13 protein-coding genes are annotated in these 14,000 nt (G+C 37.5%); 3 read left to right on the forward strand and 10 right to left on the reverse strand.

The annotated features are described in order from the left end of the window. The first annotated feature begins 126 nt into the window (after positions 1–126). Together ACY2A0_RS06390 and ACY2A0_RS06395 are read left to right on the forward strand one after the other, a co-directional pair. The gene (locus ACY2A0_RS06390) at positions 127–1,407 is read left to right on the forward strand and encodes a glycosyltransferase (protein ID WP_461791295.1); all 1,281 of its coding nucleotides are present in this window, start codon (positions 127–129) and stop codon (positions 1,405–1,407) included. Between the two features lie 32 nt (positions 1,408–1,439). Next, on the forward strand, positions 1,440–2,060 hold the full coding sequence (locus ACY2A0_RS06395; protein WP_461788737.1) for a rhomboid family intramembrane serine protease: 621 nt from the start codon (positions 1,440–1,442) through the stop codon (positions 2,058–2,060). Here the strand turns inward: ACY2A0_RS06395 and ACY2A0_RS06400 are convergent. Together ACY2A0_RS06400 and ACY2A0_RS06405 are read right to left on the reverse strand one after the other, a co-directional pair. Continuing rightward, positions 2,043–3,002 carry a hypothetical protein gene (locus ACY2A0_RS06400; protein WP_461788738.1) on the reverse strand — a complete coding sequence of 320 codons (960 nt, stop codon included), beginning with the start codon at positions 3,000–3,002 and terminating at the stop codon, positions 2,043–2,045. The genes ACY2A0_RS06395 and ACY2A0_RS06400 overlap by 18 nt on opposite strands. Before the next feature lie 926 nt (positions 3,003–3,928). Further along, a complete protein-coding gene (locus ACY2A0_RS06405; protein ID WP_461788739.1) occupies positions 3,929–5,059 on the reverse strand; it encodes a hypothetical protein in 1,131 nt (376 codons plus the stop codon). A 74-nt stretch (positions 5,060–5,133) separates the two neighbouring features. On the opposite strand from ACY2A0_RS06405, the gene ACY2A0_RS06410 reads away from it, so the two are divergent. Further along, positions 5,134–6,165 (forward strand): dipeptide epimerase, encoded by a 1,032-nt coding sequence (locus ACY2A0_RS06410; protein WP_461788740.1) that lies wholly within the window; start codon positions 5,134–5,136, stop codon positions 6,163–6,165. Between the two features lie 23 nt (positions 6,166–6,188). On the opposite strand, the gene ACY2A0_RS06415 is transcribed toward ACY2A0_RS06410, so the two are convergent. The 8 genes from ACY2A0_RS06415 to ACY2A0_RS06450 form a co-directional block, all read right to left on the reverse strand. Further along, positions 6,189–7,073: a lysostaphin resistance A-like protein gene (locus tag ACY2A0_RS06415; protein ID WP_461788741.1), complete on the reverse strand. Its 885-nt coding sequence runs from the start codon at positions 7,071–7,073 to the stop codon at positions 6,189–6,191. Positions 7,074–7,355: 282 nt separating this feature from the next. Then, the gene (locus tag ACY2A0_RS06420; RefSeq protein WP_461788742.1) at positions 7,356–7,487 is read right to left on the reverse strand and encodes a hypothetical protein; all 132 of its coding nucleotides are present in this window, start codon (positions 7,485–7,487) and stop codon (positions 7,356–7,358) included. Positions 7,488–7,506: 19 nt separating this feature from the next. Continuing rightward, positions 7,507–9,213 carry a carboxypeptidase-like regulatory domain-containing protein gene (locus tag ACY2A0_RS06425; RefSeq protein WP_461788743.1) on the reverse strand — a complete coding sequence of 569 codons (1,707 nt, stop codon included), beginning with the start codon at positions 9,211–9,213 and terminating at the stop codon, positions 7,507–7,509. Positions 9,214–9,764: 551 nt separating this feature from the next. Then, a complete protein-coding gene (locus tag ACY2A0_RS06430; protein WP_461788744.1) occupies positions 9,765–9,959 on the reverse strand; it encodes a hypothetical protein in 195 nt (64 codons plus the stop codon). A gap of 33 nt (positions 9,960–9,992) precedes the next feature. After that, the gene (locus ACY2A0_RS06435) at positions 9,993–10,172 is read right to left on the reverse strand and encodes a class IIb bacteriocin, lactobin A/cerein 7B family (protein WP_461788745.1); all 180 of its coding nucleotides are present in this window, start codon (positions 10,170–10,172) and stop codon (positions 9,993–9,995) included. Between the two features lie 101 nt (positions 10,173–10,273). Then, positions 10,274–10,588 (reverse strand): hypothetical protein, encoded by a 315-nt coding sequence (locus ACY2A0_RS06440; protein ID WP_461788746.1) that lies wholly within the window; start codon positions 10,586–10,588, stop codon positions 10,274–10,276. Positions 10,589–10,693: 105 nt separating this feature from the next. Then, the gene (locus ACY2A0_RS06445) at positions 10,694–12,850 is read right to left on the reverse strand and encodes a peptidase domain-containing ABC transporter (RefSeq protein ID WP_461788747.1); all 2,157 of its coding nucleotides are present in this window, start codon (positions 12,848–12,850) and stop codon (positions 10,694–10,696) included. 17 nt (positions 12,851–12,867) lie between these two features. Continuing rightward, on the reverse strand, positions 12,868–13,989 hold the full coding sequence (locus ACY2A0_RS06450; protein ID WP_461788748.1) for an HlyD family secretion protein: 1,122 nt from the start codon (positions 13,987–13,989) through the stop codon (positions 12,868–12,870). Positions 13,990–14,000: the final 11 nt, after the last annotated feature.

Consider the following 14,000-nt stretch of genomic DNA (forward strand, 5'->3'; position numbering starts at 1 on the left):
TACAGATTAATCAATTAAATAGTTAGGCTTAAATTAGAAAAGCACAACTAAATAAGATGATTTTATTTTTAAATAGTTAGTTAAATTCTGTTACGTTTTTACAAACCTAAACAATAAAATGTATTTTTGATTGCTTTGAAAATTGTACACCTTAACACATACGATGGTAATGGCGGTGCTGGACGAGCCTGCTTACGTTTAAGCGATGCCTTGAACGCAATTGGCGTGGATTCGAAAGTATTGGTTTACTATCAATTTGGTAATAACCCCAACATTATCAACCTCAGCAAAAGTCCTTTCGCAAAGGCCAAAGCCGTGTTTAACATTATGGCCGAGCGCTATTTGTCAAAAGCCTTTGCTAAAGCTGTAAAAACGCCGTTTTCCTTGCAGTGGTTTGGTAAAAGTGTGGTTAAAAATAAGTTGGTTAAGGAAGCTGATGTAATTCATATCCATTGGGTAAACCACGGTTTTTTAAACCCTAAATTTTTAGCCGAATTAGCAGATTTAGAGAAGCCTATTGTTTGGACTTTCCATGATAGCAACGCTTTTACGGGAGGTTGCCACGTACGTTACAGCTGCGAAAATTTCCATCGGCAATGTGGCAACTGCCCTTTGCTGAAAATGAGCGGTCCAAAAGACATCTCTCACCAAACTTGGAAGCGCAAGCAAAAAGCCTATTCGCAAGTGAATTTTCACGTGGTGGCGCCAAGCCATTGGATGGCACAATCTGTTAAGGAAAGCAGTTTGTTGGGTTTGAGAAAGATAAGCGTGATCCCTAACACGATTGAAGTAGATGTGTTTAAACCTTATGTAAAAAGTGAGGCCAAAAAAATACTGAAAATAGCGCCCGAAAAGTTCGTGATCATGAGCGGTTTTATGCCTTCAAAAAACGACAAACATAAAGGGACACAGTTTTTAGTTGATGCTTTGTTTGAGCTTTCCCGCAGACCAGAAATTCCTAAAGATCAAATTGAGCTGGTAATTTTCGGCAATAAGGATGAAGAAAATGTGCCGAAATTTCCATTTAAAACCACTTTTTTAGGAACCATTAATAAAGATGAGCATTTAGCTAAATGTTATGCAGCAGCTGATGCTTTTATTACGCCATCATTAGAAGATAACCTTCCTAATACGGTGATGGAAAGCTTAGCTTGTGCGACGCCGGTAATAGCATTCACCACCGGTGGCATACCCGATATGGTGAAACATTTGCAAAACGGTTACCTTGCCAAGTATGAAGATGCCAGCGACCTTGCCGATGGTATTGAATGGCTTTTTCTGCATGAACAAAAAGAAGAGGTGCAGAAAGAAGCACGCCGTAGCATTTTAACCCACTTTTCGCCAACGGTTGTGGCCGAACAACATTTAGCCGTGTATTTGAAATTGTTGGACGATATGCCAAAATAATTTAATTACTACTTTAAAAGATTTAACCTTAAATGACGATTTTAGAATATTGGAACACCGCTCCTGTAGCCTCAATAATTTTTGTTTTCACCATTATCACTAGCATCTACGCTTTTAATGACAACCAGTTGTACGGCAAATTCATGTTGCATCCTTACAGCGTTGCTAGAGGCAAAAAGCTTTATACGTTTATCACTAGCGGTTTAATCCACGCAGATTGGATGCACCTGTTTTTTAACATGTTCACCTTTTATTTTTTTGCATTCCAATTAGAGGCCGCCGTCGGGCATTGGCAGTTTGCCGTTTTATACTTCGTTTCGTTGGTGGTAAGTGATATCCCTACAGCTATGCGCCATAAGCATGATTTAGGCTATGGCAGTTTAGGCGCTTCGGGAGCTATTAGTGCAGTACTTTTTAGCTACATCCTTTTTGCTCCAGTAAGTTTAATAGGCGTAATGTTTATTCCGATGCCAGCAATTTTGTTTGGTGTACTTTATTTAGCTTACTGCATGTACATGTCCAAAAATGCAAGAGATGGTATTAATCACGACGCCCACTTTTTCGGTGCATTATCGGGATTAATTTTAACGGTAATTTTAGTCCCAGGCATTGTCCCTCATTTTATTGGGCAATTATCAAGCATCTGGCAATAAAGACTCTTCAAAAAAGCTCATTGGCGCCTGCGGGTTTTTAATGATTTCGAATAAGGTTAACCCGTAAGGCTTCCAAAAATTTTCCAATACCTGCCCGTAGGTTTTATGCTGCCACTCGTCAAAAATAGGCTTGTTTTGTATGCCTCTTAATGGCATAGGATCAATATAGGCTACGCCGTTAGCTTCAATTACGTTGTATTCTGGTAAGCGATTAAATAAGTAAGCCGAATAGAAAAAACGAGCAGCTAATTCCTCAAATTGTTGGTCGCTTAGTACTTTGCCCTCTATTGCATTAAGCAGTGGCTGATGATATCTTTTATTTGCGCCATTATCTTGTAGGCAAGCTACAATGCCAAAATCTTTAAATTTAAGCGAGAAAATTAAAGTGTTAATTTCATCTCTGAAGCTGAATCCAGTTTCCGCATTTTCCAACGGCACTACTTTGATAGACCATGGTTGGAAATTTTCAAACTCTACCTCACGATAGATGCTCTGCAACATTAAATGAAGATTTCCAAATTTATGCATCAAGCCTTGTGACATGTTCATGCCATCACCGCTAAGTTGTTTTAAGCGGATGGCGCCTTGCATTTCGATATACAAAAAGCTGTACATTAACTTACCAATCCACTGAAATAATGCCAACTCTGGCAAAGCCGAAACACCTTCATAGCCTTTTTCAAAAGCAGCTTCTATTGTTTGTTCCAACGGCACGATGGCGCTGGCATAAACTTCCGAGCTTACTGGAACAGCCAAACTTTCGTAAGTTCTAATGCTTTCGTCCAACAGCTTGATTTGCTCCTGCCCAGTTAAGCCAGCCATCTCGATGAGCCAATTTGGAAGTACACGGATAGCTAAGGGCTGCGCATTGTCGCCACTTAAAAAGCATTTTTCGTTCCTAAAATCAAAGGTTTTGAAGGGATTATAAAGACTATGATTCATTTGCTGCAATATTACAGATAATTAGAATTATTTAATTGTCATAATTAACGCAACGAGTTTGTTGTAGAAAGCCTTTGCGTTCTTTGCAAATACTCCAAAACCTTTGCCACAAAAAGAAATTAACCGCAAAGAAAAATAAGTGACACGCAAAAGGCGCAAAGTTGGTTACCCAAAGTTTTCGCTAAAGCACTACCTTTGCCACTCGCTTTTCTCTCCCTTTGGGAGAGATGCCCAAAGGGCAGAGAGGGCAACTCTCATCATTAGCAGCGCCGTCGTACAACAAACCTGATGGAAGCGGTTATACTTTTTTGCGTTCTTCGCGAATACTCCAAACCTTTGCCACAAAAAGAAATTAACCGCAAAGTAAAATAAGCGTCACGCAAAGTGCGCAAAGTTGGTTACCCAAAGTTTTCGCTAAAGCACTACCTTTGCCACTCGCTTTTCTCTCCCTTTGGGAGAGATGCCCAAAGGGCAGAGAGGGTAATCTCATCATTAGCAGCGCCGTTGTACAACAAACATAATGGAGGCGGTTATACTTTTTTGCGTTCTTCGCGAATACTCCAAACCTTTGCGACAAAAAAATTAACCGCAAAGAAATAAAAGCCACGCAAAGTGCACGAAGTTGGTTTTCCAAAGTTTTCGTTAAAGCACTACTTTGCCTCCCGCTTTTCTCTCCCTTTGGGAGAGATGCCCAAAGGGCAGAGAGGGCAACTCTTATCATTAGCAGCGCCGTTGTACAATAAACCTGATGGAAGCGGTTATACTTTTTGTTTCATCTTTAAGTAGCGCAGTTTAGAAATGGATTCCTCCCCAAAATTCGAGACAGGCTAGCCCGCGGATAACACAGAAAAACAAAAAGATAATAGCGTACAGCAGGACTAACGATGATAGTACCATTAGTCCTGCTTTTCAAAATAAAATTATCGCTAATACCTACTGTAAAAACCACTAATTTGATCTACCAATTGCGCATAAATAGGCTTGGTGAATTCAACAAATAAGTTTCCAGGAGGCGGAGGCATTGTTTCACGCTTTCTCGTAAGCGCATATTGTTGCTTGTCCAAAGCACGGTCGTCACCTTTGTAGGATGCCCAATTATCTACCCAAACATAAGTACCAGCCAACTTTTGGTTACGCAACACTTTGTTGGTTTTCAAGTCAATTACTGCAAAGTTGAGTAGACCTGATGAGCTCACCTGTTTCTCGAAAACACTATAAGTTGCAGTAACAGTACCATAAATTTTTCCTCTTCTATCCTCACCAATCACTACGCTGTCTCTTTTCAACTTCTCTACACGCTCTTTAACGTAAGTTTGGCCTACCACAAAATCGTCAAAATGAAGTTCAACAAGTTGATCGGCACGTAATTTTTGCTTGTAAGCTTCATCTTCAGTGTAAAAGCGTACGAAAGTGTTGCCACGGTAGGTAGCTAAGTAGTTGCTAATTTGTTGCTGAAAATAATCGTTGCTCAGTTTATACGTATTGCTATTAATACGAGCAGGTTGCACCACTACTTTTAACACCGCAGCCCAATAAGCATCATCTATTTTTTCGTTCAGCCCCTTCATACCCGGATATAAATTCTGTGCTTTCAAAAAATGGTTATAGGCTACTTTAGCACTTTCTCTAGTTCCCTCTCTCAAGGCTCTTTCACCCAACAAGTAGCGTGCTTCTGCAGCTTGGTATACGGCATCCTCGTAAGCTTTTACATATTTTGGCGGATTAGGAACCAAATTCAAACAACTTGGGCAGGCGTTGATATCGTCACTCAGCTGGTTGATTCTTTGGTAGTGATATAAAATATTCTCCCATTTCAGCGCATCGGCAGAAAGTTTAGCTTCATCAACCTTGCGTAGATGCGTTTTAATTGCCAAATCAAAAGCGGCAGGCAATACCTGCATCGCTTCTTTGTTTTGAGGCGAGCTGCGCAAGCGATCTACTGCTTTCTCAACTGCAGCATCGTAATTACCTTTTTGCAATGCATTTTTTCCAGTGGTACATCCAACAAATAATATGGATAAATAAAGAAAATACCGTAATCTTGAAATAGTTTTCATGGCCACCTCCGAATTTAAAATTTGACAAATATAATATAGGCTATGTATGCTTTTAAAGGAATAGACGATTTATAATGAAAATTAGTTGCAAGGAGTTTCAATTAGAATTAAAACATGCATTTTCGATTGCAAAATTTACCCGTACAAGCACACCGCTTTTGCTTTTAAAAATTGATTTTGAAGGACAAACGGGCTATGGCGAAGCGAGTATGGTGCCCTACATGGGAGAAAGCTACGAAACAGCTCATGCCTTTTTAAAGAAGGTAGACTGGAACAAATTTCGATTTCCGTTTGATTTTGCAGCAATTAACAGCTATTTGGACAGCTTAGCGGAGGGCAATCCGGCAGTTAAAGCAGCTATTGATATTGCGTTGCATGATTTAAATGGAAAACTACTCAATAAACCTTGCTACGAAATTTTTGGTGCTGATCCCGCAAAAATGCCGGTAACTTCTTTTACCGTTGGCATTGATACGCCTGAAGTTTTACGTAAAAAACTGGAGGATGCTGCTGATTTTAAAGTGGTGAAAGTAAAATTGGGCAGAGATAACGATCAGGAAATCATTGAAACTATCCGTAGCGTTACTAATGTGCCTTTGTATGTAGATGCCAACCAAGGATGGAATGACAGGATTAAAGCTATAGACCTCATTTACTGGTTGCATAGCCAAGGTGTAGTATTAATTGAGCAGCCGATGGACAAACATGATTTGGAAGGAAATGCTTGGCTTACTGAACGAAGTCCAATTCCTTTGTTGGCCGATGAGGCCATGCAGCGCTTGAAAGATTTGGATAGCTTGAAAGGTGCTTACCACGGGATTAACATCAAGTTGATGAAAAGCACCGGCATGTATGAAGGTCATCAAACGATTTTAAAAGCTAGGCAGTTGGGCATGAAAGTGCTGATTGGTTGTATGAGCGAAACATCAATTGCCACTTTGGCTGGTGCACATTTGGCTCCTCTTTGCGATTGGGCTGATTTGGATGGACCCTTCTTAACGGTCAATAATCCTTTTGATCAACCAAAATTTGTGGACGGAAAATATGTGTTGAATGATTTGCCGGGCTTGGGTTTAACGGGCATGCAGGCGGGTTTGTTTGATTGATAGCATTTAACCAATATCTGAATTTAAATTAAAGATTGACCTTGATTTATCGGAGAATCACCTTCAACCACTCTTCTATTTTTAAAAATTAGATAAATGATATAAATGCAAATTAGCTGAGCTATCACACACCAAATCGATCCTTCAAATCCAAATTCGCCACCATTAAAAGCATTGTTTTGCACACGACTTTGTAAAATTAAACTAAATCCATCTCTTCCGCTTACGTTAAAACCGAAAACAGTGCCTTGAAAAAAATTCCAACCAAAATGAAAGGCAATGGAGAACCACAGATTTTTAGTAAAAAGATAAGGCAATCCAAGCAATATGCCAGCCAGAAATAAGTTGACGAAAGACAACCAACTCATATTTGGATTGGCTAGGTGAAATGCTGCAAAAATAATTGACGATATTGCCAATGCGCCCCACTTGTTTAAAGAAATCAATAGATTTCCTAACAAGTAACCTCTCGTAAAAAGTTCTTCCGTAGTTGCAACTAATACAAAAGTGGCCATGCTCAACAATAATTGATCAATCTCAATTTCTTTATTGATATGCCAGCTGGTTTGCCCAAACAATGAAAGGGTTGAAAAGCTCGTAAAAAATAGGACCAAAGTTGTAAAAAGACCTAGAAGTATATCTTTAGTGAAGAATCTGCCAACGTTCAACCCAATTTTATTGAACTTTTGATTTTCTATGTATTTTGTAAAACACCATATCGATAAAAAACTTCCAGCTGTTGTAAAAAGCAAGAGTACGAAATGTTGAAAGGTGGTGGTTTTAGGGATACCTCCAGTAATATCAATGCCTAGTAAATAAAACGCTATTGTCTGAGCTATCCCTATAATTATTAAATATGGGATGATCATGATTAACGTTGTTACCCAATTGCCTTTTTTATCTTTCATAGGTAGAAAATGTAATGCTGTTTATGTTGCCCATTACCCTCAAAAGACATTACAATGCAGAAAACCAACCCATTACTAATTCAATAAACGTAGTAAGCATCCTAAAATCAGACCACCAACTCTAAAGATTGCGTAAATACCAATTAAAATAAACGGAAGCCGATAAGCCAAATATGCCTTTCTTTCAAATTTGTTCATACTTCAGTTTTATTTCCTTTATGTGGAATCTAATAAGATTTTGGGCTTCTAAGTTTGCAGAAATTTATAACTAAGCAGTCGAAACTACTTTCCGTCAACGCCATCTTTAAAGCCATCAATAAAGCCTCTTATAAAATCATCAATATTGAAGAGCAGTGAAATTAACATGATTGCCGCCAGTGCAATTAAAGCGAATTTTAGATATTTGTTTTTCATGGTATTTAATTTAAATTAATTACATCTTAATTATTATTCCTATTCCAGCGCTATATCCAGTTGGGCTGATTGTAAGCGTATTAATTGTATAATCCTTTAAAGATGTATTTAAGTTGATTATAGCAAACGGCGCAACCTTGTGACTTAATTCATAGGAAGTACGCAAACCAAAATTAATAGTGTTGTAATTTTTTATTTTTCCTTCAAACTTCACGTCAATCAATTGATAACCTACAAATGGATTGAAAATCAATTCTCTATGATTTGTATGCGTAATGAGATCATAAACTAAATCAATAGCGGTGGTAGATAACTTAATTTTTTTTCTGTTATAGAAATTACTCGTGTACTCATATTTTAAAAACAAGCCCTTATACAATCTAAAGCTATAAGAAGAACCTCTTCCGTAAGTGATACTCTCGGGCACGATATAAGCTGTACTAATTAATTCAAAGGGCAACTTGTAGAAGCCAAAACTTGCCCTAATATTATCAGACCTAATATAATCATAAACTTTACGACCAAAAGACTTCCTATAATTAATAGAGGCATTAATGTTATTGCTTTTGATGGTATCTAGTTTTTCTAATGGTATAGGTTTTATTTTTCCGATTTCTTCAAACTTCTTAAATAGACTATCACTTATTTTCTGATCCGATTGGTTAGCTGGTTTGTCTATTACTAAAACGTCGTCCATCTTTTGCACTACATCTTTGTAAGCTAATTCTTTCACATTTAATGTATCCAATTCGGTTCTTATAAAGTCAGAAGTAGTTTGGGGCTCTTCATCTCTATAAACGGCTATGCCTTTATAATGTGCTTCAGTCAAATACCACTTCTGTCCGATTTTCTCATAGTCTGCCTGATAAATAGCTTCTTTACGCGGAATAAACGGCCCTAATCTCGGGATATCATAGTAAGCGAGCCTACTTGCAACAAAGGCATAAGTTGCAGTATCAATATATAAGGTAACTTCTAGTCTATTATATTTTTTTGCCGTGTCTAACAAAACGCTATTGATTATGAACACATTGTGACCATTGTATATCTGCTTCCCGGTTAATCGGTAATCGAATTTTTTCCTTTTAAGCAGCTTAAAAAGAAGCTCTTTACGATGCGCAACATCTGCGAACTCTACCACATTGTAGCTATCAATGTTTCGGATATACTTAAGCGTTTTATCATAAATTGTATCCAATTGATTTGCCAAAACAGTGACTTTTGTTTTTTCGTTACTGGTATATGGTGGAACGTAGGCCTTTATCACAGCATCTGATCGGAAATATTGCGAATTATTTCTTAATTTCTGTATACGCAAAATACCTTTAATCATCGTAGGCTTATCCGGATAATTTTCTGGGATCTTTTTAATGGCTTTTTTGATGATATCGTCTCCTGGCGCAATAAGAACCTCTCTTAATTCGGCGCTGTTTTCAGTCATGTAAACTTGATAAACGTGTTGAGGTTGATAGATTAAATTTACGCTCAAGAAACCAATATGGCTAAAGTTAATTCCTAACTCCGTTACCGTTTTCAGTGGCGTATTAATTTCAAAATAGCCATTTCTGTCTGTTTTTGTGGCTTGGCTGCCTACTTTAATAGTAACTCCTATTAACGCTTTGCGATTTTGACTATCAGCTACAGTGCCTTTAATAATTACCGTTTGCGCAAGGGAAATTTGTACGTAAAAGAAGCATATCAGTGTGAATAGCAGTTTTAATTTCATAGAATTATTATTATGAATATGGCTACAGAAATAATCGACCTACGTCTACATTATTTTAACACCGATGCTCACAGCACATCTTTTTATTTCACCGCTGCTCAATGCACTCTTTTCTATTCGCATCTGTAAAACTTTTTGCATCAAGATATCTCAGTCAGGACACAGTGGTTTTCAAAATGGATTTAAGTGACACTCTCTGGAGCACTTAAATCAGAGTGGGATATTGAAAGCAATATAGAAATCGAAGCACTTTAAATCAGCAAACTTTTACCAGATGAATATCTAAGAAATATAGTTGTCCCGGGAATATTCAAACCAAGCTCGATAAATAAACTCGAGAGATTACTAAAAATTCGACAATCTCCCGAGTCAAAAACGATAGCTATGCGAGATTTCTAATTAAAATCCCGAGAACAAATCTTTACAAGCATCATTTAATCCATTTATAAAACTCTGTCTATAAAAGATTATGTAGACAACAACTATTGCAAAACAGATAAATGTGTTTTTGGTGACTTTGTTTTTCATTTTACTAATTTAAAAAAAAAGAATTATTTCAACGCTCTTTTTAAGAATTTGTAGGTTAAATAACCTGCAGGAATAAGCCCCCCGAATAACATTACTTCACCGATAACTGCTCCATAACCAACGGCATAAGCTGCATCACCAGGCCCGCCTCCGTTAAATTTCAATAACTCTTCGTTAGATAATAATTTAACTGATTTTATTTCATCTATTTTTTTCATCACACTGAATTTTAGTAGTACTTATTTTAATTATTAGATATGTGTAAGATCGTGTAAAGCATCTTTCAACCCTTGCTTTACTTTTTCACGTTGATCAAATAGGTATATTCCCACACCAATTAGCCAGACAGGAAATACGCCACCATCGACATCTTCCAACTCTCTAGCATCCATCTCCTGAACGCCAAGATTTTCCAAATTTAAGTTTTTCATTTTTTAGGTTTTTAATTTTACGCCTACTCTGTTTAAGGTTTTTCGGCAAGCACCTTTTTTGTTGCAACAACCTAAAATTACATGTGCTTGTTATAGAAAAATTATAGTTTAAAAAAATTATTATTGGCAAATGATTGAATTGAAAATCCCGCGTTTAAGTTAATTAATTCATCATCATCAAGCGGGGTGAAAGTCAGTTTAGCTGAAATTTCAAATTTGCGGCAGTAATAATAGGTTTTGTCTTTTTTAGAGTAGCAAATAGGTGCCTGCATAATTTTCAGTTCTTCAATCAGTTGATAAAGTCTCACGGTAGAAATGCCAAGTCTTTTTGCAAATTTCTCCGGGTTACCTGTTTTACGATTGTTAATTAGTTTATGCAAAAGGTTAATCCGTTCAATGTATTCGAATAGTTTCATGAGTAGTTATTTAGGTTTTTAGGTATTCTGTTGGTGAACTTTTATAGCTCCTTCGACAAGCTCAGGATGACAAAACAATAAGCTCAGGATAGCAAAATCATAAACTTATGATGACAAATTACCAAACTGCTGTTTCCATAAATTGCTGTAATGTGCATTTTGCATGATCAATACATCATGCGTTCCTTCCTCTACGACTTTTCCTTTATCCAACACAATAATTTTATTGGCATTTTTAACCGTACTTAAGCGGTGTGCAATTACAATGATGGTCTTTTGCTGCTGCACCAATAAATCTATGGTGCGTTGCACGTATTGTTCTGAAGCACTATCTAACGAAGAGGTGGCTTCATCCAAAATCAATATTTCAGGATTACGATACAACGCCCTGGCAATGGCAATGCGTTGGCGCTGCCCACCGGAAAGAGTAGTTCCATTCTCGCCCAAATAAGTATTAAAACCTTGCGGAAGGCTTTCCACAAAAGAAAGGATACCTAACTGCGTACACAGCTCAATAATACGTTGCATATTTGGCTCATCATCGCCAACAGCAATGTTATCTATTACGTTTCCTGCAAAAAGATCAATTTGCTGAGGCACCACCGCTAGCAACTTTCTCAAAGAGGCGTTGTTAAAGTATTTAAGTGCATAATTGCCAATCATGATATTGCCCTGTTGGATGGGATAAATGTTTTGCAGCAACGACATCAGCGTACTTTTACCTGAACCGCTTTCTCCCACAATAGCGGTAAATGTACCCGCATTAATGGTGAGATTTAAATCCTCAAATACCGTGGCCCTACTGCCATACCTAAACGCCACATTTTCAAACTTGATATCACCAACAAGGTCAGCCGTAAGTTGCACATTTGCGGTGTCATCTTCCACCTCCAAATCCATAATTTCAAACAACCTGTCTGCTGCAATAATGGCGTCTTGTATCACTTTGTTTGAGCCAATCAAACTTGCCGCAGGACCCGTGAAATAACCAATCAAAGTGTAAAATGAAAAAAGTTCGCCGGGAGTAATTTCGTTATCAAGTACATAACCAGCGCCTATCCAAAGCAAAACAATGGTAAGCAGCTGCGAAATCAGTTCAACCGATGTGCCTGAAAAAACGCCATTTTTCCCTGATTTGTAGACGGTGCGCAACAAAGTGATGAAGCGTGTTTCGGTTTGGTTATTTGTAAAATCCTCTATACCAAAGCGCTTAATAGTTCCAACAGCATTCAAACTTTCAACTAATTGGCTTTCCAAATCAGCTGCATTTTCCATTAGTCTCCTCTGTATCTTTTTATTGAGCTTATTGGTGATCAAATAAACCAGCAAATACATTGGTATTACCGCCAGCATAATTAGTGCTAGTTTCCAGTAGTAGGTAAACATTAAAGCGAAGGAAAAAATGACGATGAATACATTTACTACTAGACTTGTAGCAACGTCATTAATAAACGCCCTGATTTTCACAGCATCGTTAACCCTGGAAATAATTTCACCAACACGCATGGTATCGAAAAATTGCTGTGGTAATTTGAGCAAGTGTTTGTAATAACCTAAAATCAATCGAACATCAATTTGTTGCCCAGTACGCATGGTAAAAATGGTTTTTGTAGTACCAATGAACAACTGTAGAAGTAAAATACCTACCATAATGATACTCATGAGGTTAAGCAAATTTCTATTGCCATCTACCAAAACATGATCGGTGATTTTTTGTACAAAAATAGATGTTGATAAGCCCAGTACTGTATACACTATAGAACCAAAAAGCGCTTGAAAAACAATGCTTTGATGAGACGCTATCAGTTGCCAAAATCGGGTGGAGTTTGCCACCTTTTCGTTACCAGCTTTAAATGTTTCGGCAGGCAATAGCAACACTAAAACTCCGGTCCACTCTTTTGTAAATTCAGCTAAAATTTTACGTTCTAGTTTCCCGGTAGCGGGGTCCATAATTTCTATATGCTTATCGGTTACCTTATAAATTACCAGATAATGGTGCAAATATTGTTTAACGATGACATGAGCAATTGCCGGAAGCGGAATTTTCTTCAAACTATCCAAGGTTCCCTTTACACCTTTAGCTTCAAAGCCTAGTTTAGTAGCGGCTTCAACCAAGCCGAGTACGTTGGTACCTTTAGTGTCTGTACTGGCATACTGCCTAACTTTTGCTACCGGCAGTTTTAACTTGTAATGTGCAGAAATAGATGCCAAGCAAGCGGCACCGCAATCAGTGATATCTCTCTGTTTGATTAATTTAGACATAAGATTTAGATGTATTTTTATTTTTTGGGATTTAGCCAATTATCTGCTTTATCATATAATAGTTGATATAGGCTGCGCTCAGCTACTAAAAAATTGGCATTAAAAGTCATCCCTTTCTTGATGTACCCTTTATAACCATTCTTTAACTGCAAATAATCTTTATCGAGTACACATTTTACTTTGAAGAACGGAGTTTGATTTTGCACAATAACATCATCAGAAATATCAATTACCTTACCCATTACCATTCCCCACTGGTTATAGTTAAAAGCATCAATTTGGAAGCGAACTGCCTGCAATTTTTTAATTAAGCCAATATCGCTTGGTTTAACATAGCAAAAGGCAACTAAAGCGCTGTCCGGACTTATTTCCCCTATTTTTTGATTCGCATAAATAAAAGCCCCAACTTGCAGTCCGGTGAGGTTTTGGATAGACCCATCAATAGTAGCCTTTAAAGTGTACTGCTTTTCCTGCTCCCTCAATTGAACTTGCTGATTCTTAAGATCACGAAGCTCATTATTCCACTGATTAGCTTCATTGTTCCATTGGCTTTTATATCTTTTACGGATAATTTCTTGACCACTCAAAGCCTGTTCATAGTTGAACTTATATTGCTCATATTCTGCAAGTGTAACCGCTTGCTTATTATAGAGTATCTGGTAACGCTGATAAACTCTATACGCTTGCTCTGTTTCGATTTTAGCCTTTGCCAACTGAGTTTGATATTCTTGCCAGCTAGCTCGATAAGAAGCGGTTCTTAATTGATGAATTTGTGCATTTTTTAAAAGATTTTTAGCATCAGATAGCTTTGCATTTAAATCTGTTGTATGCTCGTTTAGCAACTGGTTTTGTTGTGCAGGTAGGCCAGCGTCAAGTATGAGCAGCTTTTCTCCTTTTTTCACCTTTTGGTTGTCTCTCAAATTCACCGAAATCAATCGGCCATTAGCAGGAGATAACAATTCGACTTTTTCTATACCGCTCTGCAAAATTCCTTGTCCTTTAACACTTACAGAAGTGTATATAAATGGCAGAGAAACAAATGTTGCAGAAACAGCAAGCAAAACTACGATATAAATGAGTTGACTTCTCACACGTGTTTGATGCAGGTGAGCTATTGCATTTTCTGAAATATTAATCATAAGGTAGGTAG

It is taken from the genome of Pedobacter sp. (genome assembly GCF_965249885.1).
GTDB lineage: Bacteria > Bacteroidota > Bacteroidia > Sphingobacteriales > Sphingobacteriaceae > Pedobacter.